This window comes from Paenibacillus castaneae (assembly GCF_002884445.1).
GTDB lineage: Bacteria > Bacillota > Bacilli > Paenibacillales > Paenibacillaceae > Pristimantibacillus > Pristimantibacillus castaneae.
This window is the reverse complement of record NZ_KZ614144.1, coordinates 3,766,131-3,792,965: the sequence shown is the minus strand read 5'-3', so window position 1 is coordinate 3,792,965 and position 26,835 is coordinate 3,766,131. Positions and strand designations below refer to the sequence as shown.

Here is a 26,835-nt window from a genome sequence, read left to right as displayed (position 1 = left end):
TTACGGCGTCTTTTTATTTTGGCAATGAATTTTGGAATAAAGAGCTGGGAGAGAAGGGGACGATACAGAAGTATATGATTGAACGGAGGGATATGTGTTGAGAATGAAGCAAGCCACTACGGCGATCCTTTTATTGGCTGGAACTTTGGTTGCATTAACGGGCTGCGGTGCTGCCTCGAAACGTTCACCTGAGGATTGGCTGTCTATGTCCTATTCAGCACTTGCGGCAACCGATCAATATGAGTTTACAGGTTCAATGAGTATCAAGACCGCAGACGGGATGGAATATAAGCCCGAAATATTCGAAGGCAAGGTTGTAGATCATGAGCAATTGACGGTGCAAACGAGCAATGACGAAGCACTGCAATGGAATCCTGTTGACGTGCTTGAAGCGTTGAACAAGAACCATGCAGAGGTGATATTGCGGAATGATACGAAAGACCCGAAAACAGTTGTTCTGCATATAACTGAGGATCATGCCGTGTCGAAAGCGCGTTGGGAACAAAGATTGCGTCAGCAGTTGGACCAGCTTGAGAGCAGTGCTCCTCTAGAGGAAAGCGCATATAAAACGGAGTGGGTGAAAGAAATGTCCCGTTCTAAGAAGCAATTAAATAATATGCTTGCTTCACTAGAAGCAGCTACGGAGTATGATTTAGTCATTGATCGAATAAAGCTGCTGCCTATAAAAATGGAGGAGAAAACGAAATTCAACTACACGCATAGGGGGCATCCTGTTTCAGAGTCCAGATATACGTCAGTCCGTTTCCAGTCTTATGATGGTTCTCCGAGCGTTACTTTTCAATAATTGCTTATTCGTGTTACGATTATTAGGTTATACAGTGAGAGTAAGAAGGAGAGGAATATTCAAATGCGTGATCCAAGATTGCAGAAGCTTGCCCGAAATTTAGTTCAATATTCCATTGATGTTCAGCCTGGAGAAAATGTATTAATCGATATGATCGGTTCTGAACGAGAGCTTGTCAAATGCCTAATAGAAGAAATTGCAAAGCGCGGAGGCAGACCTTTTGTTGAGACAAGTGATCGCACTATACTGCGGAGTCTGCTGCAGCATGCTACAAAGGAACAGATGGAGCTTTGGTCTGCGCTTGATTTGGAACGGATGAAAAACATGCAGGGCTATATCGCGATCCGTTCCGGAGAAAATGTAAATGACCTTGCGGGAATTGCGGATGTCAATATGCGCTTATATGAACAAATATATAGAAATCCGGTACATACGGAGCAGCGGGTCAAAAAAACAAAATGGGTTGTATTGCGTTATCCTAATGCTTCAATGGCGCAGTTGGCCCATATAAGTACGGAACAATTTGAAGATTTTTATTTCGATGTATGTAACCTGGATTATGCGAAAATGGACAAAGCGATGGATCCGCTTCAAGCGCTTATGAATAGAACGGATCGCGTACGCATCGTTTCACCGGGTACAGATCTGACGTTCTCCATTAAAAACATCGGTTCAAAGAAATGCTCCGGCAACCGCAACATTCCAGATGGCGAAGTGTTCTCAGCACCCGTTCGCGACTCGGTGAATGGTACGATTACGTACAACTCGCCTAGCGTTTATTCGGGTATTACATTCCAAAATATATCATTCACATTCGAGAACGGTAAAATTGTCAAAGCAGAGAGCAATGACAGCGTTCGTCTGAATGAAATTTTGGATCGTGATGAAGGCGCTCGTTATATCGGTGAATTTGCAATAGGCTTCAATCCGTACATTCTGCATCCTATGAATGATATTTTATTTGATGAGAAAATTGCGGGAAGCTTGCATTTCACACCAGGCCAAGCATACGAAGAAACGGATAATGGAAATCGTTCATCCATTCATTGGGATTTGGTGCTCATTCAAAGACCTGAATACGGCGGCGGCGAAATATACTTTGATGATGTTCTAATCCGGAAGGATGGACAATTTATTATTCCTGAGCTGAAGGGCCTAAACCCTGAGAATCTTAAATAGAAATAATGTTAATTTTGTTTTCAATATTAAATTGGAAAATAAAGCGTTTTTCATTTTGCCACTTGCTCGATATTACATTTCGGGTTATCATGGTGACAAAGGTAAGCTTTACTAATATATCTGGAGGGATCTACCATGTCCAACAATGCAGCTATTGTAGAAATTTCCCAAACGGCTAGCCAATTTACTTCTTCCATCGTTTTGCAAGCCGAAAGCAAATATATCGACGTAAAAAGCATTCTCGGACTATTCACTACATTGGTAGGCGGCCATGCTTATGAATTGCATGTACACGGTCCTGATGCTGAGGAAGCAAAAACAGCAATGGCTGATGTTTTCGCTAAGCATAACTTGAATGTAACAGTTATTACGGATTAATTGATAATCATAACCAGAACGAGCATCCCTAGATTATTGAGGGGTGCTTTTCTGTTTTGTCCTTGTATAATCGCTCTATTTCGTCTAATATAAAAGGTATAGAAGACGGCGGATACGCGCACAGGGGGGAAAACGATGTCTTCACCGGAAGTAACGGTACAATTGCATGAGAAAGCGCTTCGTCTCCTTCAGGAAGATGCGAGTAAAATAGAAAAACTAATCGAAGTGCAGATGGAAAACTTGACCACCCGTCAATGCCCTCTGTACGAAGAAGTACTAGACACGCAAATGTACGGTTTCTCGCGTGAGGTTGACTTTGCTGTTCGCGCAGGCTTAATCGCCGAAATGGCTGGCAAAGAAATAGTGAGTCGATTAGAGCGTAATTTAGCTATGCTATACGAAGCGTTAGAGAAAAGAGAGTAGCCTCCGATAGGAGATTACTCTCTTTCTTTTTTATATGGCGATTTTTTGGAGGAAAGGCTGGATTATACGAGGTAAAACGCAATGCCCAGTACGACATAGACCATGATCAGCAGCACGCCTTCATACCAATTCGTTTGCCCGTCCTGTGATACGGATTTAGCGATGAATACAGAAACTCCAATCGCAGTCAATTCAATGGGCCTAAATATGATATCCATCGTATGGCCGAACATTGCGCTGATTAGAATAAGCATGGGTGCTACGAATAAAGCGATTTGCAAGCTGCTTCCAATTGCGATTTCAACAGCCGCACCAATTTTGTTTTTCATAGCCAGAATTACAGCAGCGCTGTGCTCTGCTGCATTACCGACAATCGCGATGACGAATGCCCCTATAAACAGCTCAGATAGGCCGAATTTGGCGCTGAAGGCGCCTAGTGTATGGACAAGCCATTCGCTGACGAAAGCAACCATAACGGTAGCCAGAAGGAGATAGAGTACTGATTTTCCTTTGGACCATGCAGGCTCCTCGCCGTGATCCGCATTCATAACCTCATCTGTGAGAATATCCTTATGCGTGATCATTGAGAATACTAACCACAGGATATAAGCGACGATAAGGATGCCAGCAACTGCAAGACTAAGGAACCGATCCTTCTCAATCGTAAATTTTTCGGAAGCAACAAATACAGCTGGAACGAATAGACCGATAACAGATATAATCATAAGAGTTGAATTATGATCGGCCAATCGTTTATTGAAGCGCTGTTCTTTATATTTAAGTCCCCCAAGTAAAATGCTAAGCCCGAGTACGAGCAACAGATTACCGATTATGGCACCGGTCAAACTAGCTTTTACCATATTGAACTGCTGTTCCTTAATCAGGAATATCGCTATAATCAACTCAGCGGCATTGCCGAAGGTGGCATTAAGAAAACCGCCCAGCCGCTGTCCGGCATAGTGTGCTACGCTCTCTGTCGCTTTGCCAAGAAAGCCTGCAACAAAAATGATGGCAAGAGCGGACACAACAAATTGCACAGTATTGTCCCAATGGGCGTAATGACCAATTGCGCTTAAAACAAACATCGCAATTAATCCAGAGAAAAACAATTTTTTCTTCACAGTAGTCACCTCTTCCCAAGCTGCTAAAAACCTGATATTAATATATAGGAAAAAAACGGACAAGTAAAATGAGGGTCTGCTGGATGGAATTTGTCGATTGGTGAAGATATATGAAAACGGAAATAAAAATTTCACACAATAAAAATAGACGTATGTTGCTTCGCGCCTAACCTTCCATTACAATGAACATATATGGCAAAATGAGGAGTGAGTCACATGACAGAAGAACTTCAAACAGGTCTAATCCGAATTTCTGATGACGTAGTAGCAACGATTGCAGGACTCGCGGCGCTTGAGACACCAGGCATTGCCGCGATGTCGGGTGGTATATCTGAAGGACTCGCTAAACGATTGAGCGGTAAAAACGTACAAAAAGGTGTATCGGTAGAAGTAGGACAGACAGAAGCCGCAATTGATCTTCGTATTATTGTCCATTATGGAATTCCGATTCAAGAAGTTTGTAGACAATTGCAGCTGAATGTGCGGGAGTCTGTTGAGAATATGACTGGGCTGCACGTGGTTGAAGTAAACATTAAAGTAGAAGGTGTTGCTTTCAAGGAAGATGATCTGGAAGAGCAGCAGCCGCAGCAGAACCGTCTGAAGTAAACCAAAAAAATAAGAAAGGCACCCTCTAGAAATAGAAGGTGCCTTTCTTATTTGTTCGGTTGCGTTTAACGTTTCGGCTTCTCAATTCGGTTGGCTTCTCGAGATATGCTTAGCAGCACTCCCATCGACATGAGACAAAACAGTAAGGAGGAGCCTCCATAGCTGATGAACGGCAATGTAACACCAGTCAGTGGTATGGTCGCAGTGACCCCGCCGATATTAATAAAGGCTTGAATGGCAATCAATCCAACGATTCCAACACCAACTACAGTACCGTACTGATCAGGACAGCGCAGAGCGACGATTAACCCGCGCCATAAGAAAAATAAATAAAAGAGCAAAAAGATCGTACTGCCGATAAAACCAAATTCTTCTGCGATAATGGCAAAAATAAAATCATTATAAGGATATTGCAAATAATGCAGCTTCTGAATGCTCTCGCCAAACCCAGCTCCGGTTAATCCGCCATGGCCTAATGCTTGAAGGGAAGATACGAGATGCCAGCCTGAATCCTGAGCATCCGCAAGCGGGTCCCTAAAAGCGGTAAAACGGTCCAGACGATATTTCCATGATTTCGGGGATAAAGCCATCGAAATGCTGAAGGCTACGGTAAGGAATATAGCTACAATGCTTCCCGCTGCGAATACCTGCTTTAAATTTGCTCCTCCCGCCAGAATCATAATGGTTGCACATGAGCCAAGTATGAGGCAGGAGCCTAGATCAGGCTGCAGCATGATCAGTCCACAAACAAAACCAACGATAATCATAACGGGGAGCAGCCCTTTTTTGAAGCTGCGAAAGTTCTCACCCTTCTTGGAAATGAGTGCGCCAAGATACAAAATTATCGCTAGCTTTGCAGGTTCAGTCGGTTGAATGCCGAGTGAACCAATACCAAACCAGCTATGAGCACCGTGTATGTTTTTTCCGACGAAGGGAACAAGCAGCAGCATGATGACAACCGGTACGAAAAACAGCATGAAAAGCCGTTTAAATACTAAATATCGCAAGTTCATCATAAACAGCATAACGATAACACCTAGGCCAGCCCATATGAGCTGGCGCTTGGTAAAGTATAGAGCGTCCTCGTGATAATCCTTCGATACTACCGCTATGCCCGAGCTTGCGCTGAATACCATCACAAGCCCAAAGCCAACGAGCAGGAGCGTTAAGATGAGAAGCAGAAAGTCCGGTCTTCCACGGCTACCGTTCTGCGTAGCTTTCATGATAGACCCGTTACGCCAGCAGTTGTTTCAATTGCTGAAGTCTTTGTGTAGCCGTATTCATGATTGGTTGTGGTATCGGAGATTCATACTCAAGACCATGCGGGAAAGTAGAGCGACCGATATATACGGATTCGATTACTAGCACAGCATGAGGTGATTCAAGCTTGCCTTCGATTGCACGAGTAGCAATTCTTAAATAATAATCGGAGCCGCTAGCGCGATCCTCAAGCTTCAAATCGTATGTAGCGCGATAGTATTCCCACTGCCAGCGAACAAAGCCAACCTTTTCGGCAGATTCATCTAGATGGTCTAATTCACACTTAACACCGTTTAGTCCGGTATTTTCAATTATCATGGTAGTTCCTCCCAAAGGTTTTGTGAAGCAAAACTGACTTCGCAAGCAAATGCTTCCAATTTAAAGACAGAGTTGTACATTCTTTTCTCATGATAGTATGTTTCCCCAGCAAGCGCAACCCTTACTCTAATCCGTTAAGGCGAACAAAAGTGACATTTTAAAGAAATGTTTGCTATAGATCGAAAGGATGGCATATAAGCTTTCTTAATATGGCTTTAATCTGTTAAACTAAATGAAATGTGTGCTCTGAACAATATATGTATGACTATAATTATTAAGGGGGTTGCGTTTTGCAGACAGAGGATTTGATAAGTCCAGCGCTTCAGCAGCTCTATCCCAATATGGTTCGCTGGCGTAGGCATCTTCACCAATATCCGGAATTGTCCTTTCATGAACGTGTAACGTCCAGCTGGATCGCGGCCCAATTAACGGAAATGGGCTGCGAGGTTCAAACTAATATTGGCGGTCATGGTCTAGTGGCGGATATTAAAGGAGACAGTCCAGGACCGGTTGTGGCGCTGCGAGCGGATATGGATGCTCTGCCCATTCAAGATGAGAAGAAATGTGAATATGCTTCAAAGGTTCCTAATGTTATGCATGCGTGCGGTCACGATGCCCATACCGCGACATTGCTTGCAATAGCGGCTTATTATTGCGCGAATCGTTCAAAGGTGAATGGAGTGCGCAGACTCGTATTTCAGCCTGCCGAAGAAGTGACGCCCGGCGGCGCTATGCCTATGATTAAAGAGGGCGTGCTTAACGGAGTGGATGCCATATATGGTGTTCATCTCTGGACACCGCTCCCTTATGGTATTATCTCCTCGAAGCCAGGGCCGTTTATGTCTGCCGCTGATGAATTTGTTATTGATATTGTTGGTCAGGGCGGACACGGGGGACTGCCGCATCAAGCCGTTGATGCGATCATGATCGGCTCTGCGCTCGTTCAGGCGATACAAACGATCGTTAGTCGAAGTGTCAATCCGCTGCATCCGGCCGTTGTGTCGATCGGCTCGTTTCAAGCTGGCTCCACCAATAATATTATCGCGGAACGCTGTACGTTGAAAGGAACGGTAAGATCCTTTGACGAGAAAACAAGAATGATGATTCATGAGCGCTTGGAAAGCCTTATTACACATACATGCAATATGTATGGCGCCAAGTTCGATTACCACATGCGAATCGGTTACCCGCCTGTAGTCAACGATAAGACAGAGGCAGAACGATTCTTCAAGGTAGGTGAAAGGCTGTTTGGGGAAGCGTCTGTTATGCATTCAGAAGCGATAACGGTGGCAGAGGACTTTTCCTATTATTTAGAAAAGGTGCCCGGCTGCTTTATGTTTGTAGGAGCAGGCAATGAACAGTGCGGCGCATCCTATTCTCATCATCATCCGAAATTTGATCTCGATGAGCGTGCGATGCTGAAAGCGGCTAGGCTGCTAATTGGTATGGCGGATGATTATGCGGCCGAATTTGTAAAAAATAAACAAGAGTAGAAGCATCAGTGTTATCACAAAAAAGGCTGCATGAAGCTTAGTGCTTCAAAGCAGCCTTTCTGCTTATTCATTATCTTCCCATACAGCGACGAGCTCGTTGTATTCGTTGTAAAGCTCCGCAGGATCTGACTCTTTATTATTCCAAATATTTGTCGCCCCCCACTCCAATACGACGTAGTCCGAAGTAATGGCTTCGTCAGCGGAAGAAACAATTACTTTTTGTTGAGGGTTCAATACAAATGCATGGAACGGATAAGTCTGATTGCCGCGAACGCTTACGAGCTTCCAGCGATCCATGGAAATTTCCTCATTAGTTGTATTCGTTATCGTAACAAGCTCAGCAATTTTGTCAACCTCAATAAGTATGCCGCTGCGAGCTGCTTTCCTCACAGGAAATTCGGTATGATTGATGGCGTTGACATCGCTCCATATTCCTTGCTTCGCTTGTTTCGCTTGCTGTTCGATTTGCTTGTATACGTTTTCCCCTTGTAAATTCGGCTCAACGATAAGCACTCTCGCAAGACCTTGTTCCAGCAAAGCCTCATTTAATATCCGTCCATCCTTAAGCTCGACTACTGCTAACGTACGCCCGTATTGATCTTTGTGTTCCTTGTCAAACGTCAGACGCACTTCTTTCGACTCTGTCAACAGCTTTTCCGTATAGGCGGCTGCCTCAAGACCAAATGATTCGATAGGATTGGTCTCTGGCGTATTCACATAAAGCAGTCGAATTGTCGTCTGTTTATTCCCCGTCTTGATCTTGAATGTATCACCATCTATATAACCAGATACTTGATACCAATAGTTCGTTTGAATAAGGTTTGAGGGTAGATCGGATATACTCGAACAGCCTACAAGCAATGAGCAAATGGACATAAGGAGAATGATAATAGCTCTTTTCATAGATGCGGACCTCCTGCCCAACGAGTATTCAATATAAATTCTACTTATTATAACATAAATTTTAATTGAGAATTGTATTGCATGCAGGGTGGGTAAGCATAAAAATATGACAAACTCCTCATACTGACATCAGGAGCATTCTGTTTAATGATTTGTAGTTCTAAAGTAGGAGAAAAGGAGAATGATGATTGTGCTCAAAGATAGGCCGCTGATCGTACAGTCGGATCTAATCGTTTTGCTCGATGAAAGCAAACCCTTAGCAACGCAGGCGAGGGAGAAGCTGATTCTATTCACGGATGCTGTCAAAAGAGCGGGATCGGTACATACTTACCGCATGACGGCATTATCCTTGTGGAATGCAGCAGCGGCAGGAATAACAGCAGACGATATTATTCTCTGGCTTACGGAGCTGGGCCAGTATGAGCTGCCCTTTCAGACGGAGGCCTCCATTAGGAAGCTGATCGGACGATATGGAAAACTCCGGATTACGCTGGATGACGATAAGCTTCTATTGCAAGGCGATTCCTCCATAATGGCGGAGCTGTCACTTTATCCATCCATTATGAAATGGATAGTCAATTGCCTGGACCCGATGGTTTGGGAACTGCAAAACAGCTGCAGAGGTTTTTTTAAGCAGGAGCTTACGAGGCTTGGCTACCCCGTTATAGATTTAGCGGGTTATCATATCGGTGAAATGCTTTCTGTAAAGTTAAGGACAACATCGGCGCGGAATCGAAAATTCGAATTAAGAGATTATCAGCAGGCAGCTGTTGATTTATTTTATAAAGAAGGAACCGTACAAGGAGGGAGCGGAGTTATTGTACTGCCCTGCGGAGCAGGGAAAACCATTGTTGGCATTGCCGCGCTAACTAGGCTGAGCAGTGCAACGCTTATTTTGACTTCTAACTCGACTTCAGTTAAGCAATGGAAGGATGAGCTTCTTGATAAAACAACCCTGACAGATTCTGATGTCGGCCAATATTGCGGCGCGCTTAAGCAGGTCAGGCCGGTAACCATTGCTACCTATACGATATTGACACATCGGAAATCGAAAGAAGGCCTATTCTCGCATATGAAGCTTTTCTCTGAGCGGGATTGGGGTCTCATTATATATGATGAAGTGCATTTGCTTCCTGCTCCAGTGTTTCGGATGACAGCAGACATACAAGCAACGAGAAGGCTTGGCTTAACCGCAACGCTTGTTCGAGAAGACGGGTGTGCAGAGGATGTGTATTCCTTAATAGGACCTAAGCAATTCGATATGCAGTGGAAAGCAGCAGAAGCAGGCTTACATATTGCAGCGGTAGCTTGTACTGAAATTAGGGTGCCTCTGTTGAAAGAAAAGCAACCGCTATATAAGGAGTCGACGGCGCGGGCTAAGCTGAGGCTTGCAGCGGAGAATCCTCGAAAGATTGAAGTTGTCAAGGAGCTTCTGCGCAAGCACGCAGGAAAGCCGACGCTCATAATTGGACAATATTTGAAGCAGCTGCATGAAGTGGCTGAAGCGCTTGGGGCTCCTTTGCTGACTGGAGAAATTCCGCAGAAGGAGCGACAGCAGCTGTATGATCGTTTTATATCGGGGGATATTTCGGTGTTGATTGTGTCTAAGGTAGCTAATTTCGCTGTGGATTTGCCGGACGCCTCGGTTGCCATTCAGCTTTCAGGAAGCTTCGGCTCAAGGCAGGAGGAGGCGCAGCGCATCGGACGGCTGCTGCGACCGAAGGGAGAATCAAACTACGCTTGGTTCTATACCCTTGTAACGGATGAAACAAAGGAAACGGAATTTGCAATGAGAAGGCAGTTATTCATGCTGGAGCAGGGCTATCATTATGACCGACAGATTATCTCAGATCGTTCTATGTGTGCTGAGGAATGCGCAGAGGAGGCAGCGGCACTATGAACATACAGCAATTGACGGTCAAGCTGCCTCAAGAACGACTAGAACAATTCATGCTTGCGTCAATATGGAAATTTGCCCTTTTGAAAGGAATGTCGTGGCCGACTGCTATTTGTAATACGCAAGCTGTTCAAGAAGCAGTTCAATTGTTGACGCCCTACGCGAGTGATGTATTGAAGGCGATGCTGCGTGAATTCGCTGCTGTGCCGATTGAAGAAGATCGCCTCTTAAAAGAGGCTCGGCTGCGTACTGCCTTGTCGGGTGCCGAGTGTCAGCTCGGAATTGATGAGCTGCTTGAGGCGGGTGTTTTGTTCGCAGTTCGCAAAGTCTGGGGCGAGCAGTTATTGTTTATTCCGATTGATTGCTTTCCAGTATGGCAGCAGACTCTCTTTCCTTGTGCTGTTCGGCCCTTATCATCATCAGGCAAAGAGAGGTTAATGAGCGGTACGATCAGGCCATTCTGCCGACCGCTGGGTAGACAGCTGCTTTCTGCATTTTCGGTGTTAGCGCAAAGCGGATTAGAGCTTACTGCAAAAGGGGTACTTGCCAAAAAAACGATCGCCAAGCTTGCCCAAGCTGTTGATTGGGATGAACTCCCATTGAGCTCATTTCGATTAAAATGGTCTTCGCGCGATCATTACCCACTCACAGTAGCTTTTATATTAGAGGCAGCGACTGCATTTGGTTTGCTGCATCAAGCTGAGGGCAAATTGTTTTGGGATGAAGATGAGTTGAACAACTGGTTGAAGCTGGAGAATGGGAACCGCGAGCAGCAATTGCGGGGCTGGTGCTTAGAGCTATTGCTGCATGCGGGGAAAAGCAGCTCTCATATAGCAGCAGCGCTATGCGCGCTGCAACCTGGATTATGGTATTCGAAGCGTGAGCTCATCGAACAATTAAATGAAGCGAATTTAAATGGGGCTAACTCTCACAGTCCGGTTTCGAGCGAAGAGAGTTCTGCTCCAGACTGGTGCGGTCTATTCCACAGCCTAGGCTGGCTGGAGCTTGTCGACAGCAAGGATTCACTAGGCGTGGAGCAGTTGATCAGATGGAAGGGGATATCGCCACTTCATGAACACAATCATAATATCGTCCTGAGCAATCAAGGGGAGGGTTATATCTCTGTACAGCCTAATGGTGAAATTATTGTACAGTCGGACTGCCCATTCTCCATCAGATGGGAGCTTGAATTAATTGCGAAACGAATTTCGGATGAACAGGCTGCAGTTTATCGGTTAGAAGCAGCTTCGATTTCCCGAGCATTGGAGCATGGCAGAACAAGAGCTTTCATTCAATCCTTTCTGCAGAAGTCGGCAGGTGATAGTGCGATACCCGCTGCGGTTCAAGCTTTACTTGAGTTATGGTCGAGCAGGTCCTGCCGAACAACATTTGCTGAGGTTATGCTTCTTCGCTGTGACAATGAACAAATGGCAGCATATATTGAGAATGATTTGTCTATAGAGCCTTTGCTGATGCAAAAACTCGGATCACTCGATTTTATAGTAGAAAAGTCCCATGTACAATTAGTAAGAAGTTTATTGCAGCAGGCAGGCTATCCGCCAAGGAAGGCTGTCCAAGCAGGCTTGGATAAGGAACAAAACAGCTATCCTCTTATAGTGGAGGATGTTTTTGAACAACACCTTGTTCCACATACGTCCAAATTAAGGTATAATATGTCATCTAAACCGACATATATTTATGAGGAGCAACCTCTCCACCATTTCGAGCTAATTGCATTGCCGGATCGCAATAAGGGAATTCCTTTATCTCGGCTGGAAAGCGTACCAGCGATGTGGACTAAGCAGTTGAGAGCATATCATCATTCAACAAGAAAAGAATTGATGGAGCATGCGCTGGAGTGGCAAACTCCCGTTCAGCTTTGTATAGAGCAGAAGCTCCAATCCTTTGTTCCTGACCTAATTGAACAGCAAGGAAGCGGCTGGGCAGTTGTCGGACTGCTCCGCGATGAGCACAGTCCAAATCGGATTCGGCTCACTCCGGATATGTGGGATGAGATGCGCTTGATCATACCCGGGCATACCGAGCCAATATAATCTCTATCTATTGGATAAGTTCATATGGTATAATAGTGAAGAATGTGAGAAATGAAAAGAGGTGGATGAATGCCTGCTACTGAAGGTTTAACAGCTATTCAGTTGGAGCAACCGCAAGGCGGCGTTTCTTCGCTAGATATGGCGTCGTTGCTGCTGTGCGCCTATGAGTTAGGTGATTGGATTAATCAATCGGCAGAAGTTGCCGAATATTTATATTGGAAGTCAGCTGTGAATGAAGACGAAGACGTGAAGCAAATAACCAGACGCTTTGAGAAAGCGAAAGAGCTGTTTGACGAATGCCAACGCTTCGGAAGATTTCATCCTGATTACAACTCCGCGAAGGACAAAGTGAAGCAAATCGAAAGAGAGCTTGGCGAGATCGAAAGCGTTCGACGCTTTAAATTCGCGGAACAAGTAGTAGATGAGATGCTGTACGACGTATCACGCACGATAGCGGAGTCTGTATCCGATAATATTAAAGTGCCTGGCAATGAGAAAGCAGGCGGAGGAAGCTGCGGAAGCGGCGGCTCATGCAGCTGTGGAAGCGGCGGCTGCAGTTAGTAAGAATGATCGTGCTTACGATGTAGGTTTGCGAAGCAAACCTTGGTTTATGCTTACGATGTAGGTTTGCGAAGCAAACCTTTTAGGAGGGAATAGATGTTACCGGAACGAATGGGTTATATTATATGGGTAAGTGATTTGAAAGCGGCAAGGTCACTGGAGAGATTCGGGACGGTACATTATATGTCGCGCAAGATGCATTATGTTGTTATGTATATGAATGCGGAACGCTCTGAGGATGCTGTAAGGCAAATGGGAAAGCTTCCTTATGTGCGTAAGATAGAACGCTCCTATCGTAATGAAATTAAGACGGAATACAGCAAAGACAGTGAAGACAAAACAAGATTTTACAGCTTATAATAGAAACTGCTATTCACGCCTTGTGGCTGGATAGCTTTTTTTTGTGGTTAAAGATAGGAAAAGATTGTATTTGATTAAATAGCATATACCAATAAGAACACATTTTCAGGGAAGAAAACATGCTGAAAACGGTGTTTTTATTTTTTATAACCATAAATTAACATATATGGACTGTCTTTATTTTATTGTTGTAATATCGGACAATCATGGTAAAATGGATATAAATTCATGGTATAAAAGACCTGGTTCCTTGGAAGGAGTTGGTGGCGAAATGAAAGATAAAATGACGAGAAGATGGAATACATACGAGTCGTTTTATATTGACTTAGGCGATAAGAAAGTTGCTGACATCGTTATTACGCACCATGCCAAAAGTCGATGGTTGGATCGAGTGGAGAGCGAGAAAACCGGATTCGAGGATATAGCTGATTTCCTTTGGGAATGTTTAAAGCAAGGCCGGGTTGAGTCTTATTATCGAAATGAACAAGATGTATACTTAATTGATGATGACCTCGTTTTTGTTGCTGAATTTTCCGAATCGGAGACGGAGACGGATATTACCGGCAGCCCTTTACATAAGATGATCATCGTTACTTTTCTTGGAAGGATGTCAGAGACGATGGAGCTTAGGGATCTAAAGTCCTATTATTCATGGCTGCGTCATTCCCGGAGAATGACTTTAGTGAAGAGCAGCAGAAAACGCAAATAAGCTATTTTAATTATATTAATATCGAAGAAGCATGAGATCTGAAAAGCTCGAATGCTTTTTTTTGTTAGGTTCATACGCCTTTGTAGAAGGTTTGTAGTATAATATTAAAAGAAGAAAGGATGATTGTTAGATGGCGCTCAATTTTCATCAGCTGCACATATTTTATACGGTTGCGGAAAGGGGAAGCTTCTCAGCGGCGGCGCAGGCTTTACATATGACCCAGCCGGCCGTTACGATGCAGGTGCAGTCACTGGAAGATTATTTCGGGACGAAGCTGCTGCAGCGCTCCACCAAGCGAATTGATTTGACTGAAGCGGGAAGGGCGCTCATGCCTTATGCGCAGCGCAGCATTGATCTGATCCGGGATACGGACCAAGCGATGTCCGCATTCACTAAGCAGCTCAAGGGCAGGCTCCAGCTTGGCTCCAGCCTAACAATAGGTGAATATATACTACCGCGATTACTCGGTCCCTTCGGACAAGAGTATCCTCATATTACAATAAGCATGAAGGTAATGAATACGTCTCAAATAATGGAAGACATTCTAAATCATAACCTTAATTTTGGATTAATTGAAGCTCCAGTCAATCATCCCGATATGCATATGGAGGCTGTCATGAGTGACGAGCTCAGGTTGATCGTCTCCAAGGACCATCCTCTAGCGGACCGCGCTTCCGTTACTTTAGAAGAAGTAATGGAATATTCATTCGTATTGCGTGAGCAAGGATCGGGAACAAGGCTTGTTATGGAGGAGCAGCTGAGAAACAAACAAATTGATCCTGCTTCTATGAAAATCGTGATGGAGCTGGGAAGTACTGGAGCTGTGAAATCAGCGGTTGAGGCAGGGCTCGGCATATCTTTTGTATCCTCCTCATCGGTCAAGCATGAGGTTGCTTTGGGCTTAATTCGAATGATCAAAATTTCGGACGCCAAATTTCAACGCCAATTTTACTCCATTTACTTGAAATCGGCATTATTGCCTATATCGGCCGTTACTTTTTTAACTTTTTTGAGAGAGAGGGATTTACATCAATGGCTTTAGTGAAAGGACTAGCTGATTTGCACACGCATACGACTGCTTCTGACGGCATGCAGTCGCCTGCGCAAAACGTTCGATTGGCCAAAGAGGCCGGTTTATCAGCGATTGCGATTACGGATCATGATACGGTGGCAGGTGTTGATGAAGCCATTCTTGAAGGTAAACGTTTGAACATCACGGTAGTTCCGGGCGTTGAGGTCAGCACGGTGGCAGATGGCTGTGATATTCATATTCTCGGTTATTATACAAACAATGATGATGAGAAATGGTTGAATCGGCTTGCTAGCCTGCGAGACACGCGCAGCCGGCGCAATGAATTAATTGTAGACAAGCTCCGCGGGCTTGGCATCGCAATTACGATGAATGAGGTTCTGGCTGCTGCACATGGAGAGGGCTTAGGGGATTCGCAGAGAGCTTCCGAGGTAAGCGTCGGGCGGCCGCATATTGCGGAAGTGCTTATTCAAAAAGGAATTGTAACGGATATGAAGCAAGCTTTCGATGTTTACTTAGCTGCAGGGGCAGCGGCTTATGCCAATCCTCCAAGAGTGCATCCGTTTGAGGCTGTGGATTGGATTCGTGAGGCAGGCGGTACAAGCGTTATTGCCCACCCGGGCTTATATGGCAAAGATTCTCTTGTCGAAGACATCATTCGTTATGGAGCGCAAGGGATTGAGGTGTATCATTCCGATCATAGCCCTGATGAAGAGCATCGCTATGCGGAACTTGCTCAGAGACATCATTTAATTATGACCGGGGGTTCTGATTTTCACGGATCGCGTCATGGACAAGTCTTCCACGGCGTGGTGGGAAACCGCACAGTAGACGTTCAAGTGCTGCAGCAGCTTAAACCTCCGTCATGGGGACATACTGTATGACAGAGCGGCTCTATACAATAAAGGAAGTATCCAAACGCACGGAGTTGTCTACACAGCTCATTCGCAAGTGGGAAGAGCGATATAAGGCGGTTATGCCGCAGCGCATGGAAAATAGCTATCGGGGCTATACGAGGTCGGATATTGATACGCTGCTTTGGCTTAAGCAGCAGGTGGATGAAGGCGTTCCAATCGGAATGGCCGTCAAGGCTTGGAAGGGCGGCAATCAGGAGCAGACGGACGAAACAGTCGTTCAAGCCCATGAGGCCATGCCTATGAACGGGCTGCAGCAGGAAGAATTTTATATCCATTCAACACTAAATATGAATCAGCCGATCGAACAGCTGCTCCAGTGCTTTATTCAACTAGATCTTAGCAGGGCTCAACGCTTCTATGAGCAACTGCTGGCCATCCATCATTTAGAGCATCTGCTGCTTCATATACTAGAGCCAACGCTCGTTGAACTAGGGGAGCGGTGGGAGCGAGGCGAAATATCCGAATATCAGGAGCATTTCGGCAGTCACTTTATTAGAGACAAAATGCTTTCCATTCGAGGGTTATTTCGGCCCCATACAAATAGCCCGTTGCTTGTAACGGCATGCGGGCCAGGTGAACGACATGAAATGGGCATTTTGTTTTTCGGCTTTTTCGCTCAGCAAGAAGGCTTTCGAGTTGTTTATCTTGGGAGCTCGCCTTCCGAGAAAGGGATATTCGATTGTTTAGCAGATGTACATCCGGCCGCATTCACGTTCAGCTTCTCCATTTCGCAGCATTTGAAGGAGGCGGAAGGGTTTCTGCTTGAGCTGGATCGTCGCATTCAAGCTGAAAATTGTTCGACACATGTATTTATCGGCGGTAGAGCGGTACAGGAAGACGGGGTAATGCCGGGAACGGAACGAGTGTTTTATATAACGGGTGATGGTAAAAGCTCTATTGAAAAAATTAAATCACGGCTTCTTATTCGAAAAGAATAAGAAAGCCGTGATTTTTTATTTGTCACTTTTTATTTCAGTACACAAGCTAAAGCTTTGATGCGTTTTTCATCTGGGGTAACGAATAACGTTTTTTGGTTGTCATAGATAACGAAGCCGGGCTTGGCCCCATTAGGCTTACGAACATGCCTCACCGTCGTATAATCGACAGGGATGGAGCTGGAATCGCTAGCCTGACTATAGTGAGCAGAAAGCATGGCCGCTTCCTCCAGTGTTGCATTGCCGAAATCACTGCCCTTTATGACAACGTGCGAGCCAGGAATATCCTTAGTATGCAGCCAAGTGTCAGAAGGAGAGGCAAGCCGATTTGTTAAATACTCATTTTGCGTATTGTTTTTTCCTACGTACATAGTTACACCCTCGGATGAAGTATAGCAAAGCAGAGTAGGACGAAGCGCTTTTTTCTTCTTTGGACCATGGCGTCCCCGCTCTTTCATATAACCCTGCTCGACAAGCTCATCGCGAATTTCGCCAATATCAGCGAGCGAAGCGTTATCAAGCTGCTGGAGCAAAGCTTCGAAATATTTGATTTCCGTTTTTGCAATTTCCATTTGTTCCGCAACAACAGATAAGCTGTTTTTATGCTTGGTGTATCGACGGAAATACCGCTGCGCGTTATCAGATGGTGTAAGCTGCGGATCTAAGTCGATCTTGACCACAGCTTGCTCTTCATCATAAAAGTTGACTAGCTCTATGGAAGAGTCACCACGAGTTATTTGATGCATATACGCTGTCAGAAGCTCTCCGAGCACTCTATATTTTTCAGCATCCTTAGCCTCTGCGAGGGTATCTTCCAGCTTCTTGATTTTCGTAATGTTTTTGGCTCTTTCGTTTTGGACAAAGCGAATAAGATCGGCTACTCGCTGCTTTACCGTGTCACGTTCCGCTTTGTTTCCATAAAAGCCTTCAAGACAAGCGCTCACATCTGGGAAAATGGTTGTTTCGCCCTTAATATGAGTCAGCTCCGTTATGGAGAAAAATGATTTTCCGCTGTCCTGCTCCGTCTTGATTGCCGGTGTGTATTGATCAGCCTTCACTTCATTCATAAAGGTTGAAAAGCTGCTCCAAAGCACTGTTAGGTCTGCATCTGCTTGTGCCCGATAAACAAGCTCTTTCGCAAGCAAGGGGCTAAAGCCGCTAAGTGCATCGACCAAGCGTTTATGCAAAGGGGATGTCTCATCAGTGGCGTTTAGGACCTCTAGAAATTGCTGCTCGGTATTAATCTCGAATGGATCAACCTTTCCTTGATCGGGCGGCGAAGCGTAAGTGCTTCCAGGCATCACGATCCTGTGACTGCTAATGGCTGGTGTGACATGATGAATACCGTCATGAATGATGCCTGTTGCAGGATCCATCAAAATAATATTGCTGTGACGGCCCATTATTTCGATAATAATCGTTTTGTTCGATAGATCGCCCAGCTCATCCCGGTGCTTGACCTCGATATGAATAATACGTTCACGTCCGACTTGACGCACGGATTCAATAAGTCCGCCTTCGCAATATTTGCGAAGGAGCATACAAAACATCGGCGCTATCATGGGATTGACATAGGTTCCAGTTGTCCAATGCACGCGAGGGTAAGTAGGGTTAGCGGATAGGAGCAATTTGCCCTGAGTGCCTGCGCCGCGGATGCTGAACACGAGCTCATGATCAGTAGGCTGATGGATTTTATGTATACGAGCGCCAACACAGCGCTGTAGGTCTTGCGTGATAGCATGAGTGACTATGCCGTCTAATGCCATGGTGCTTGCACCTCTCTTTCAAGTGAGTCTTTCTCTATAATGCCATAGTTGAGACAAAAACTTAAGTCCTTGTTGGGATATTTTATAGGCTGTCCGAATACATTTAGCGTATAAAGGCTGTCCTAAGGGCTGGCGTCGTTGCCGCTTGGCTCGGCATATCACGGGAGGGAGTTATACCATGGAACAAATGAAATGGCATCAAATGGGGACAAGTGAGCTGGTTGACACATTAGTCAGCTCCCCTGATCAAGGGCTGACGCCGTCTATGGCGGCGGAGCGTCTGGAGAGAAATGGACGGAATGAATTAACGGAAGGCAAGCGTGTCTCGCCAGTTTTATTATTCCTAAATCAATTTAAAGATTTTATGGTGCTCGTGTTAATGGGCGCTACTTTAATTTCAGGGCTTCTGGGGGAATATTTGGACGCCATTACGATTGTGGCCATTATTGTTATTAATTCAGTGCTCGGATTTGTTCAAGAATTTCGTGCGGAGCGTTCATTGCGTGCTCTTAAAGAGCTATCTGCGCCACTCGCAAAAGTGATACGAGGCGGAGAGCTGTTGACCATTCCGGCGAAGGAGCTTGTCGTAGGAGATGTTGTGTATTTGGAGAGCGGTGACCGCATACCTGCTGACGTCCGCTTATTGCAAGCAAACAGCTGTTATGTGGAGGAATCTGCTTTAACGGGGGAATCCGTGCCGGTTGGCAAGCATTCAGAAGCGATTGCCGAGGAGGACCTGCCTCTGGGTGATCAGCGCAATATCGGCTTCATGGGTACAATGCTGACGAGAGGTACAGCTAGAGGAGTCGTCATTCGCACAGGCATGGCAACGGAAATGGGCAAAATTGCCGGCTTGATCCAGGAAACAGAATCAATGGAAACACCGCTTCAGCATCGTCTGGAGCAGCTTGGCAAAATATTGATCGTCGTCGCCGTAGCGTTGACCATCATGGTTGTCGTGGCAGGGATTCTGCATGGACAGCCTGCTTATGGCATGTTCCTCGCCGGGGTCAGCCTGGCGGTAGCGGCCATACCGGAAGGCTTGCCGGCCATCGTGACGATAGCGCTTGCCCTTGGCGTCCAAAGAATGATCAAAAGAAAAGCAATTGTGCGTAAGCTGCCATCTGTGGAAACACTTGGATGCGCCTCTGTTATTTGTTCAGATAAGACGGGTACGCTGACCCAAAATAAAATGACAGTTACGCATGTATGGATTGGCGGAAGAAAGCTGGAGGTCAGCGGTGAAGGCTATGAGCCAGTTGGAGCTATTCATGAAGACGGCAAAGCGCTTGATATTAAACATGACCAATCCATTAAGCGGCTGCTGCAAATTAGCGCCTTATGCAACAATGCCCAGCTGATAAAGGTAGAAGGGGAAGAGACGAAGAAACGCAAACGCAAGGATATGCCGGACGAGTGGGTCATGAAGGGTGATCCAACCGAGGGTGCGTTAACGGTTCTGTCAGCAAAGCTTGGCTCCTCCGCCCATTCGCTTGAGCAGCTCTATAAACGGGAAAAAGAGTTTCCTTTCGATTCCGAACGAAAAAGAATGTCGGTTGTTGTAGCGCATCAAGGCGGGCGTCTCATCTGCACAAAGGGTGCCCCTGATATGCTGATGGAGCACTGCACTTATGTGCTTTGGGATGGCAAGGTTGTACCTTTCACGGCCACCTTAAAGAGAAAGTGCGCAGAAGCGGGTGAGCTGATGGCGCAGTCGGCGCTGCGTGTTCTTGGACTTGCATATCGTGATTTGCGAGTGGGAGATGTGTGCGAAACAGAGAGCGATGCTGAATGTCAGCTTGTTTTCGTTGGTTTAACAGGTATGATCGATCCTCCTCGTCGCGAAGTGAAGGAAGCGATTGCTACTTGCAGACGCGCCGGCATTAAGACGGTTATGATAACGGGCGACCATCAATTGACTGCGGAAGCCATTGCAGGCCAGCTCGGTATTATGCCGCGCGGCGGCATAGCTATGAGCGGCAAACAGCTGGAAGCTATGAATGACGAGCAGCTTGACCGCCTAGTTGATAACATTTACGTCTACGCTCGTGTCTCTCCAGAGCATAAATTACGTATCGTTAAAGCATTGCAGCGCCGAGGGCATGTTGTTGCTATGACAGGGGACGGGGTTAATGATGCGCCAGCGATTAAAGCATCAGATATCGGTATCGCCATGGGAATTACGGGAACGGATGTATCGAAGGAAGCCTCAGCACTTGTGCTTAGCGACGACAATTTCTCTACAATAGTGGCTGCGATTGAAGAAGGTCGCGGTATTTATGAAAATATTCGTAAATTCATTCGTTATTTGTTAGCATCCAATGTTGGTGAAATATTAGTGATGTTTTTAGCGATGATGGCTGGGCTTCCTTTGCCGCTTGTACCTATACAAATTTTATGGGTTAACCTTGTTACGGACGGACTGCCGGCCATGGCGCTTGGCGTCGATCAGGCAGAAAAGGATCTCATGCAGCATAAGCCGCGTAATGCTAAGGAAAGTATTTTCTCCCGGAGACTCGGGTGGAAAATTATTAGCAGAGGCATTCTAATCGGCGTTTGCACGCTTGGCGCATTTTGGATCACGTTACGAAATGGTCCTGACACGGCGTCACATCTTTTGAAAGCACAAACGGTGGCGTTTACTACTCTCGTTATGGCCCAGCTGATTCATGTGTTTGATTGCAGAAGCTCCCGATCCATTTTCCATCGCAACCCTTTGCAAAATAAATATTTGGTGTTAGCTGTGCTTTCGTCCCTGCTACTCATGCTCGGCGTCGTTTATATCGAAGCGCTGCAGCCGGTTTTCAAAACAGTTCCGTTAAATTTCCGCGAATGGTGTCTTGTGTTTGTAGCAGCGGGAATCCCAACTTTCTTGATGGGAATTGGCAGCGTGCTTGGCACTTCCAAGAAAAAGAAGACAAATACGAAATGGCCGATTGGACCGCAAACGGCTGCTAGATAACGAAATAATACAAAAGTTGATACAAATTATGAATAGCCATTCTCCTTGCTTTACGCTATGCTATTAGGAATAAATATTCATTTTATCTTACTGATAGAAACGGCAAGGAGAGGGCAATTTGATGGATTTCACAAAAATGAATGGGTTGGGAAATGATTTCATTATCATAACTGGAGAGCAGCAGCTTCCCGCTGATGTGGCAGAATTGGCAATTCGGCTTTGCAACCGTTTCTTTGGAATCGGCGCAGATGGACTAGTTTATATATTGCCATCAGACATTGCTGATTTCCGCATGCGTATTATTAATTCCGATGGATCTGAAGCTGAGCAATGCGGCAATGCCATTCGCTGCGTTGCGAAATATGTATACGACAATGGATTAACGGATAAAGAAGAAATGACGATCGAAACGCTTGGTGCGGGTGCCCAGAAGGTTCAACTGACGATCCATGAAGGCGAAGTTGCTTCCGTGCGCGTCGACATGGGGCAGCCGATACTGAGTGGCCTGCAGGTACCTACGACGGTAGATGCCGAGCGTGTCATACAGCATCCGATAGAGGTTGATGGCCGCGAATTCCTTTTCACAGCTGTTTCGATGGGCAATCCGCATTGCGTTATTTATGTGGACGACGCAGCCTCATTTGATTTGGAAGCATGGGGTCCAAAGTTGGAAACACATCCGATGTTTCCGCGGAAAATAAATGTTGAATTTGTATCCGTTAATTCCCGTTCGCATACCGACATGCGGGTATGGGAGCGAGGAGCTGGCCCAACTCTAGCATGCGGCACTGGCGCATGCGCAACGGTCGTTGCTTCTGTGCTGAATGGAGTAACTGATCGGACGGCCACCGTATCGCTCAAAGGCGGCGATTTGCTAATTGAATGGAATGAAGCGGATAATCACGTATACATGACTGGACCTGCAGCGGTATCATTCCGCGGCAGCTTGCAGGAGGACGCAATATGAACGGGTTGAATCATGCTAAACCGGATTTGAGAGAAGCGCTTGAGCAGCGTATATTGACCGGTGACGGCGCAATGGGAACCTATCTATATCAGATGGGGTTCCCTGTCGGTGTTTCATATGAAGAATTTAATGTGATTCGTCCCCACGTAATTGAGAACATACACCGCCGCTATTATGATGCGGGTGCTCGTGTAATCGAGACGAATACGTTCTCAGCTAATTTCGAGAAGCTTTCGAAATACGGCTTGGAAGGCGAGATGGAAGCAATTAACCGTGCTGGCGTTCGTGCTGCACGTGCGGCAATTGGCGCAGACGCTTACGTTGTCGGAGCTGTAGGCTCTATCCGCGACGGAAAACTGAAAAATTTGCGGACAGCAAAGGTGAGCGATGCTTACAAGCGGCAAATGCATGCCCTTCTTGATGAGGGCGTTGACGGACTGCTGCTGGAAACCTTCTATGATTTGGATGAAATGATGCTGGCTCTTCGCATCGCAAAGGCAGCTTCAAGCGTTCCTGTTATTTGTCAGTTCGCAGTAGAGGATGTTGGCCGTACGCAGGATGGGAATGGTATGAAATCGGCATTCGATCAGCTGCAAGCTGCTGGAGCCGACGTAGTAGGCTTTAACTGCCGCAGCGGCCCGAACGGAATTATGCGTGCGATTGATTCCATCAACGGACCAATCGGCCTGCCTTTATCGGTCTACCCCAATGCGGGTATTCCTGACTATGTCGATGGCAAGTATACGTATTCCACGGGTCCTGAATATTTCGCTGAAATGGCAAGGCGCTTTGCAGATCGCGGTGCCCGCTTAATTGGCGGCTGCTGCGGTACTACACCTGAACATATTGCCGCGATATCAGCCGCACTTGACGGCTATGTACCTCAGGCTGTTTTGCCTAGTGCTGCCGCATCGCCGCAAGAGATCATCCATGTTCAGCCACCTGCAAAGCCTGCAGAAGCAGTTTCAACGGCGCAGCAAGAAGCAGAACGCGAGCCTTCAATTGTTGATCTTGTCCGGAAACGGCATACGGTTATCGTAGAGCTTGATCCGCCTCGTGATCTTGATATTCGCAAGTTTATGGACGGAGCGGCAGCATTGAAGGATGCAAATGCTGATGCGGTAACAATGGCGGATAATTCACTGGCTGTGACGCGGATGAGCAATATCGCGCTTGCCGCGCTTGTGCAGGAAAGGGTAGGCATTCGTCCGCTCGTTCATATCGCATGCCGCGACCGGAACTTAATCGGCACACAGTCTCATATGATGGGACTGGATGCGCTTGATATTGATCATATTCTTGCTGTTACAGGAGATCCCGCGCGGTTTGGCGATCTGCCGGATTCCAGCTCGGTATATGACCTAACTTCTTTCGAAATGATTCGAATGATCAAGCAGTTGAATGAGGGGACGGCCTTCTCAGGCAAGCCGCTCAAGCAAAAAGCAAAATTTATTGTCGGAGCTGCTTTTAATCCGAACGTTAAGCACTTGGACAAAGCGGTTCAGCGTCTTGAACGGAAAATCACTTCAGGCGCAGATTATATTATGACACAGCCCGTCTATGACCCGGTATTAATAGAACGAATTGCAGAATCGACGAAGCACTTATCCGTTCCGGTGTTCATTGGCATTATGCCTTTGGCGAGCGGGCGTAATGCCGAATATTTGCATAATGAGGTACCGGGTATTCAGTTGTCCGATGAGGTCCGGCAGCGAATGGCTGGACTCGAAGGTGAAGCGGGCCGAGCAGAAGGCGTGCAAATTGCAAAGGAGCTGCTTGACGCAGCAATGCCGCACTTTAACGGCATTTATTTAATTACACCTTTCATGTTCTATGATATGGGCGTGCAGCTTACGAACTACGTATGGCAAAAAGCGAATCGAAATTAGCTAAATACGTTAGAAAAATGGCAAAAAACCGACTTTTTTGCTAGTTTTCGCTTTTCTGCTTGTTCGATTGTGAAAAATCAATTAGAATAAATCAAGACTGTCGTTGTCGCACTCATCTAGCAGAGCAAGGACAGGCTCTTCAAATTTAGCTTTAGCGAACTAGCAGCTCTTAACGCTAAAGGTATGCCCGGCACTAATTTTGTCTACAATAGTGCAGAGACTCTGTCTTTTTTTGGCAGGATCGGAACACGAGCCTGTCACGTTTTTATTTAAATAAAAGATGCAGTCGCTTCACATTTATAATTGGCTTTATTCTCACCTCGAAGGCAAGTCGAACCGCCAGAGGACGGCGCTAGCTGTTACACATGTAGAATTGGATTCATCACAACAGTTGCACAAGGAATTACCGCAGGCGGAGGAGGAACCGGGCTTGGCTATCAAACTTATTAATATTGGATTTGGTAATATTGTTTCAGCTAATCGCATTATTTCAATTGTAAGCCCAGAATCAGCACCGATTAAACGGATCATTCAAGAAGCGCGCGACAGACACATGCTAATTGATGCAACTTACGGCCGGCGCACGCGTGCGGTTATTATTACAGATAGTGATCATGTCATCCTATCGGCTGTTCAGCCGGAAACGGTAGCGCACCGTTTGTCTACCAAGGATGACGATAACGACGAATAGTACGGGGAGTAATATGGATAAGGGATTGTTAATTGTGTTGTCCGGCCCTTCAGGGGTTGGCAAGGGAACGGTATGTTCCGTTCTTCGGAAGAGAATGCCTGATTTGATTTATTCGGTGTCGGCAACTACAAGGCTGCCGCGCGATGGCGAGATCGATGGTGTCAATTATTTTTTCAAAAGCAGAGAGCAGTTCCTGGATATGATTGAGCGAGATGCACTTCTGGAGCATGCTGAATATGTTAGTAACTACTATGGTACTCCACGTGACTTTGTCGAGCGCACTTTAGCTAGTGGCAAAGACGTTATTTTGGAGATCGAGGTGCAGGGTGCGCTTAAGGTGAAGCAGAAGTTCCCAGAAGGCATTTTTGTATTTTTGCTCCCTCCGTCTCTGGATGAGCTAAAGCAGCGGATTACCGGACGTGGTACGGAATCATTGGATACGATTAATAATCGAATGTCCGTCGCTGTAGAGGAAATGAATTTGCTCGGTCATTATGACTATGCGGTCTTGAATGATGAAATAGATAATGCTTGTGACCGCATCCGAAGCATTATCATTGCAGAGCACTGCCGCAGAGAACGATATTTGCCTTATGTATCGGGCATGGTGGCCGCAATCGAGAAAGCATGAGTGAGGAGAATGAACGATGTTATATCCGTCCATTGATGAAATGGTGAAAAAGGTTGACAGTAAATACACGCTTGTAGTAGCAGCTTCGAGACGTGCACGTATGCTTCGCAACGGCGACAAGTCAGAGCTCAAAAACCCTCGCTCCCGTAAATATGTAGGCGTTGCGCTGGAAGAAATCTATGGCGGAATCCTTCAAGTTGAGAACCTCGCTACCAAAGAGGATTAATTCGTTTTAAGAAACAAGAATGAAATCGGAGTGCTTGCAGCGATGCAGGTCACTCCTTTTTTTATGTTGAGGAAGGTGAGTGCTTATGAAATGATTTAGATACAGATTCATAAGCGGAATACATATTGAAAAGGATGATGGATCAAATGACGATTACGCTTGAGCAATTTCCGGCTTTATCGAAAGGAATTGTATGGGGCTATGTAGAGAACTGCTTCACGCTCGATTATAAGGTGGACGAAGCTTCTGTGAGCAATATTAGCATCATCCCTACTGTAGGCGATAAGTATGTCGTAATGAAAATAGATAACGGCAAATGGGAGCTTGTTGGCGGGACGCTTGAACCGAAGGAGCATCATATGGATGCACTTGCTAGAGAAGTGAAGGAAGAGCTCGGCGCCGAGCTCCTTTCGTATACGCTTTTCGGCTGCTTTAAATGCCACTCATCCGCAGATGAGCCCTATAGACCGCATATTCCCCATCCTGATTTCGTGCGTCTAGTGGGATACGGAGAGGTTAAGCTTGTCGGCGAGCCGTTAAATCCGCCAGATGGCGAGCAGGTAATAGCGGTAGAGGCGGTTCACATTGATGAGGCTGTGAGAAGATTTGAGGAAATTGGCCGTTTTGATATTGCAGAGCTTTATAGGATGACCCATTTTTTGAAAAATAATAATGAATAAACACGTGTTTAATGCTGAAGGTTTGATTAGATTTTGATGCTGCATATGTTATGATAGTATAAGTGATTGAAGTT

26 protein-coding genes are annotated in these 26,835 nt (G+C 45.9%); 21 read left to right on the top strand and 5 right to left on the bottom strand.

The window, feature by feature from the left end:
* Nucleotides 1-97 precede the first annotated feature (97 nt).
* The 4 genes from CEF13_RS17300 to CEF13_RS17285 all read left to right on the top strand — a co-directional run bounded on the left by CEF13_RS17300 (nt 98) and on the right by CEF13_RS17285 (nt 2,785).
* Nucleotides 98-805, top strand: a complete 708-nt coding sequence (locus CEF13_RS17300; protein ID WP_102712370.1) for a hypothetical protein — start codon at nt 98-100, stop codon at nt 803-805.
* A 63-nt stretch (nt 806-868) separates the two neighbouring features.
* Nucleotides 869-1,984, top strand: a complete 1,116-nt coding sequence (locus tag CEF13_RS17295) for an aminopeptidase (RefSeq protein WP_102712368.1) — start codon at nt 869-871, stop codon at nt 1,982-1,984.
* Between the two features lie 135 nt (nt 1,985-2,119).
* Entirely contained in the window at nt 2,120-2,362 is a 243-nt protein-coding gene (locus tag CEF13_RS17290; protein ID WP_053375608.1) for an HPr family phosphocarrier protein, read from the top strand.
* 135 nt (nt 2,363-2,497) lie between these two features.
* Nucleotides 2,498-2,785 (top strand): Fpa/YlaN family protein, encoded by a 288-nt coding sequence (locus CEF13_RS17285; protein ID WP_102712366.1) that lies wholly within the window; start codon nt 2,498-2,500, stop codon nt 2,783-2,785.
* 62 nt (nt 2,786-2,847) lie between these two features.
* Here the strand turns inward: CEF13_RS17285 and cax are convergent, their stop codons facing one another.
* Complete coding sequence (cax, locus tag CEF13_RS17280) at nt 2,848-3,906, bottom strand: calcium/proton exchanger (RefSeq protein ID WP_102712364.1); 1,059 nt, start codon at nt 3,904-3,906, stop codon at nt 2,848-2,850.
* 216 nt (nt 3,907-4,122) lie between these two features.
* On the opposite strand from cax, the gene CEF13_RS17275 reads away from it, so the two are divergent.
* A complete protein-coding gene (locus tag CEF13_RS17275) occupies nt 4,123-4,512 on the top strand; it encodes an Asp23/Gls24 family envelope stress response protein (protein WP_102712362.1) in 390 nt (129 codons plus the stop codon).
* A gap of 65 nt (nt 4,513-4,577) precedes the next feature.
* Here CEF13_RS17275 and ftsW read toward each other — a convergent pair whose 3' ends face one another.
* Nucleotides 4,578-5,735 (bottom strand): putative lipid II flippase FtsW, encoded by a 1,158-nt coding sequence (gene ftsW, locus CEF13_RS17270; protein WP_102712360.1) that lies wholly within the window; start codon nt 5,733-5,735, stop codon nt 4,578-4,580.
* 10 nt (nt 5,736-5,745) lie between these two features.
* The gene (locus CEF13_RS17265; protein WP_102712358.1) at nt 5,746-6,090 is read right to left on the bottom strand and encodes a YugN family protein; all 345 of its coding nucleotides are present in this window, start codon (nt 6,088-6,090) and stop codon (nt 5,746-5,748) included.
* Nucleotides 6,091-6,380: 290 nt separating this feature from the next.
* On the opposite strand from CEF13_RS17265, the gene CEF13_RS17260 reads away from it, so the two are divergent.
* Nucleotides 6,381-7,583 (top strand): amidohydrolase, encoded by a 1,203-nt coding sequence (locus CEF13_RS17260; RefSeq protein WP_341806246.1) that lies wholly within the window; start codon nt 6,381-6,383, stop codon nt 7,581-7,583.
* A 63-nt stretch (nt 7,584-7,646) separates the two neighbouring features.
* On the opposite strand, the gene CEF13_RS17255 is transcribed toward CEF13_RS17260, so the two are convergent.
* Nucleotides 7,647-8,486 (bottom strand): thermonuclease family protein, encoded by an 840-nt coding sequence (locus CEF13_RS17255; protein ID WP_102712356.1) that lies wholly within the window; start codon nt 8,484-8,486, stop codon nt 7,647-7,649.
* Between the two features lie 181 nt (nt 8,487-8,667).
* Between CEF13_RS17255 and CEF13_RS17250 the strand changes: the two genes are divergently transcribed.
* From CEF13_RS17250 to CEF13_RS17215, 8 genes are all read left to right on the top strand, one after another.
* Nucleotides 8,668-10,386, top strand: a complete 1,719-nt coding sequence (locus CEF13_RS17250; protein ID WP_341806245.1) for a DNA repair helicase XPB — start codon at nt 8,668-8,670, stop codon at nt 10,384-10,386.
* On the top strand, nt 10,383-12,437 hold the full coding sequence (locus tag CEF13_RS17245; protein ID WP_166742722.1) for a helicase-associated domain-containing protein: 2,055 nt from the start codon (nt 10,383-10,385) through the stop codon (nt 12,435-12,437). Before CEF13_RS17250 ends, CEF13_RS17245 begins: the two co-directional genes overlap by 4 nt.
* A 69-nt stretch (nt 12,438-12,506) precedes the next feature.
* Nucleotides 12,507-12,998, top strand: a complete 492-nt coding sequence (locus CEF13_RS17240) for a YlbF/YmcA family competence regulator (protein WP_102712352.1) — start codon at nt 12,507-12,509, stop codon at nt 12,996-12,998.
* Between the two features lie 96 nt (nt 12,999-13,094).
* Nucleotides 13,095-13,358, top strand: coding sequence for a YlbG family protein (locus CEF13_RS17235; protein ID WP_102712350.1), 264 nt, complete (start codon nt 13,095-13,097; stop codon nt 13,356-13,358).
* A gap of 271 nt (nt 13,359-13,629) precedes the next feature.
* Nucleotides 13,630-14,067: a hypothetical protein gene (locus CEF13_RS17230; protein WP_102712348.1), complete on the top strand. Its 438-nt coding sequence runs from the start codon at nt 13,630-13,632 to the stop codon at nt 14,065-14,067.
* A 130-nt stretch (nt 14,068-14,197) separates the two neighbouring features.
* Nucleotides 14,198-15,109, top strand: a complete 912-nt coding sequence (locus CEF13_RS17225; protein ID WP_102712346.1) for a selenium metabolism-associated LysR family transcriptional regulator — start codon at nt 14,198-14,200, stop codon at nt 15,107-15,109.
* On the top strand, nt 15,100-15,981 hold the full coding sequence (locus CEF13_RS17220; protein WP_208414361.1) for a PHP domain-containing protein: 882 nt from the start codon (nt 15,100-15,102) through the stop codon (nt 15,979-15,981). The genes CEF13_RS17225 and CEF13_RS17220 overlap by 10 nt, the downstream gene beginning before the upstream one ends.
* A complete protein-coding gene (locus CEF13_RS17215) occupies nt 15,978-16,952 on the top strand; it encodes a MerR family transcriptional regulator (RefSeq protein ID WP_102712344.1) in 975 nt (324 codons plus the stop codon). Before CEF13_RS17220 ends, CEF13_RS17215 begins: the two co-directional genes overlap by 4 nt.
* A 29-nt stretch (nt 16,953-16,981) precedes the next feature.
* On the opposite strand, the gene CEF13_RS17210 is transcribed toward CEF13_RS17215, so the two are convergent.
* The gene (locus CEF13_RS17210; protein ID WP_102712342.1) at nt 16,982-18,715 is read right to left on the bottom strand and encodes an Rqc2 family fibronectin-binding protein; all 1,734 of its coding nucleotides are present in this window, start codon (nt 18,713-18,715) and stop codon (nt 16,982-16,984) included.
* Between the two features lie 178 nt (nt 18,716-18,893).
* Between CEF13_RS17210 and CEF13_RS17205 the strand changes: the two genes are divergently transcribed.
* From CEF13_RS17205 to CEF13_RS17175, 7 genes are all read left to right on the top strand, one after another.
* Complete coding sequence (locus CEF13_RS17205) at nt 18,894-21,677, top strand: calcium-translocating P-type ATPase, SERCA-type (RefSeq protein ID WP_102712340.1); 2,784 nt, start codon at nt 18,894-18,896, stop codon at nt 21,675-21,677.
* A gap of 121 nt (nt 21,678-21,798) precedes the next feature.
* On the top strand, nt 21,799-22,644 hold the full coding sequence (gene dapF, locus CEF13_RS17200) for a diaminopimelate epimerase (RefSeq protein WP_102712338.1): 846 nt from the start codon (nt 21,799-21,801) through the stop codon (nt 22,642-22,644).
* On the top strand, nt 22,641-24,533 hold the full coding sequence (locus tag CEF13_RS17195) for a bifunctional homocysteine S-methyltransferase/methylenetetrahydrofolate reductase (RefSeq protein WP_102712336.1): 1,893 nt from the start codon (nt 22,641-22,643) through the stop codon (nt 24,531-24,533). Before dapF ends, CEF13_RS17195 begins: the two co-directional genes overlap by 4 nt.
* 430 nt (nt 24,534-24,963) lie before the next feature.
* On the top strand, nt 24,964-25,224 hold the full coding sequence (gene remA, locus CEF13_RS17190) for an extracellular matrix/biofilm regulator RemA (protein ID WP_005548256.1): 261 nt from the start codon (nt 24,964-24,966) through the stop codon (nt 25,222-25,224).
* Nucleotides 25,225-25,237: 13 nt separating this feature from the next.
* A complete protein-coding gene (gmk, locus tag CEF13_RS17185) occupies nt 25,238-25,855 on the top strand; it encodes a guanylate kinase (RefSeq protein WP_102712334.1) in 618 nt (205 codons plus the stop codon).
* A 16-nt stretch (nt 25,856-25,871) separates the two neighbouring features.
* The gene (gene rpoZ / locus CEF13_RS17180) at nt 25,872-26,081 is read left to right on the top strand and encodes a DNA-directed RNA polymerase subunit omega (protein WP_102712332.1); all 210 of its coding nucleotides are present in this window, start codon (nt 25,872-25,874) and stop codon (nt 26,079-26,081) included.
* A gap of 146 nt (nt 26,082-26,227) precedes the next feature.
* A complete protein-coding gene (locus CEF13_RS17175; RefSeq protein ID WP_102712330.1) occupies nt 26,228-26,761 on the top strand; it encodes an NUDIX hydrolase in 534 nt (177 codons plus the stop codon).
* Nucleotides 26,762-26,835 lie beyond the last annotated feature (74 nt).

What these genes read in the sequence shown, in the direction of transcription:
- CEF13_RS17285 (WP_102712366.1), top strand. Translation starts at nt 2,498, where the DNA reads ATGTCTTCACCGGAAGTAACGGTACAATTGCATGAGAAAGCGCTTCGT.
- CEF13_RS17255 (WP_102712356.1), bottom strand. Translation starts at nt 8,486, where the DNA reads ATGAAAAGAGCTATTATCATTCTCCTTATGTCCATTTGCTCATTGCTT.
- CEF13_RS17220 (WP_208414361.1), top strand. Translation starts at nt 15,100, where the DNA reads ATGGCTTTAGTGAAAGGACTAGCTGATTTGCACACGCATACGACTGCT.
- CEF13_RS17225 (WP_102712346.1), top strand. Translation starts at nt 14,198, where the DNA reads ATGGCGCTCAATTTTCATCAGCTGCACATATTTTATACGGTTGCGGAA.
- ftsW (WP_102712360.1), bottom strand. Translation starts at nt 5,735, where the DNA reads ATGAAAGCTACGCAGAACGGTAGCCGTGGAAGACCGGACTTTCTGCTT.
- CEF13_RS17275 (WP_102712362.1), top strand. Translation starts at nt 4,123, where the DNA reads ATGACAGAAGAACTTCAAACAGGTCTAATCCGAATTTCTGATGACGTA.
- CEF13_RS17215 (WP_102712344.1), top strand. Translation starts at nt 15,978, where the DNA reads ATGACAGAGCGGCTCTATACAATAAAGGAAGTATCCAAACGCACGGAG.
- CEF13_RS17240 (WP_102712352.1), top strand. Translation starts at nt 12,507, where the DNA reads ATGCCTGCTACTGAAGGTTTAACAGCTATTCAGTTGGAGCAACCGCAA.
- rpoZ (WP_102712332.1), top strand. Translation starts at nt 25,872, where the DNA reads ATGTTATATCCGTCCATTGATGAAATGGTGAAAAAGGTTGACAGTAAA.
- CEF13_RS17210 (WP_102712342.1), bottom strand. Translation starts at nt 18,715, where the DNA reads ATGGCATTAGACGGCATAGTCACTCATGCTATCACGCAAGACCTACAG.
- CEF13_RS17250 (WP_341806245.1), top strand. Translation starts at nt 8,668, where the DNA reads ATGATGATTGTGCTCAAAGATAGGCCGCTGATCGTACAGTCGGATCTA.
- CEF13_RS17245 (WP_166742722.1), top strand. Translation starts at nt 10,383, where the DNA reads ATGAACATACAGCAATTGACGGTCAAGCTGCCTCAAGAACGACTAGAA.
- CEF13_RS17195 (WP_102712336.1), top strand. Translation starts at nt 22,641, where the DNA reads ATGAACGGGTTGAATCATGCTAAACCGGATTTGAGAGAAGCGCTTGAG.
- CEF13_RS17295 (WP_102712368.1), top strand. Translation starts at nt 869, where the DNA reads ATGCGTGATCCAAGATTGCAGAAGCTTGCCCGAAATTTAGTTCAATAT.
- CEF13_RS17290 (WP_053375608.1), top strand. Translation starts at nt 2,120, where the DNA reads ATGTCCAACAATGCAGCTATTGTAGAAATTTCCCAAACGGCTAGCCAA.
- dapF (WP_102712338.1), top strand. Translation starts at nt 21,799, where the DNA reads ATGGATTTCACAAAAATGAATGGGTTGGGAAATGATTTCATTATCATA.
- CEF13_RS17205 (WP_102712340.1), top strand. Translation starts at nt 18,894, where the DNA reads ATGGAACAAATGAAATGGCATCAAATGGGGACAAGTGAGCTGGTTGAC.
- CEF13_RS17230 (WP_102712348.1), top strand. Translation starts at nt 13,630, where the DNA reads ATGAAAGATAAAATGACGAGAAGATGGAATACATACGAGTCGTTTTAT.
- CEF13_RS17175 (WP_102712330.1), top strand. Translation starts at nt 26,228, where the DNA reads ATGACGATTACGCTTGAGCAATTTCCGGCTTTATCGAAAGGAATTGTA.
- gmk (WP_102712334.1), top strand. Translation starts at nt 25,238, where the DNA reads ATGGATAAGGGATTGTTAATTGTGTTGTCCGGCCCTTCAGGGGTTGGC.
- CEF13_RS17235 (WP_102712350.1), top strand. Translation starts at nt 13,095, where the DNA reads ATGTTACCGGAACGAATGGGTTATATTATATGGGTAAGTGATTTGAAA.
- CEF13_RS17265 (WP_102712358.1), bottom strand. Translation starts at nt 6,090, where the DNA reads ATGATAATTGAAAATACCGGACTAAACGGTGTTAAGTGTGAATTAGAC.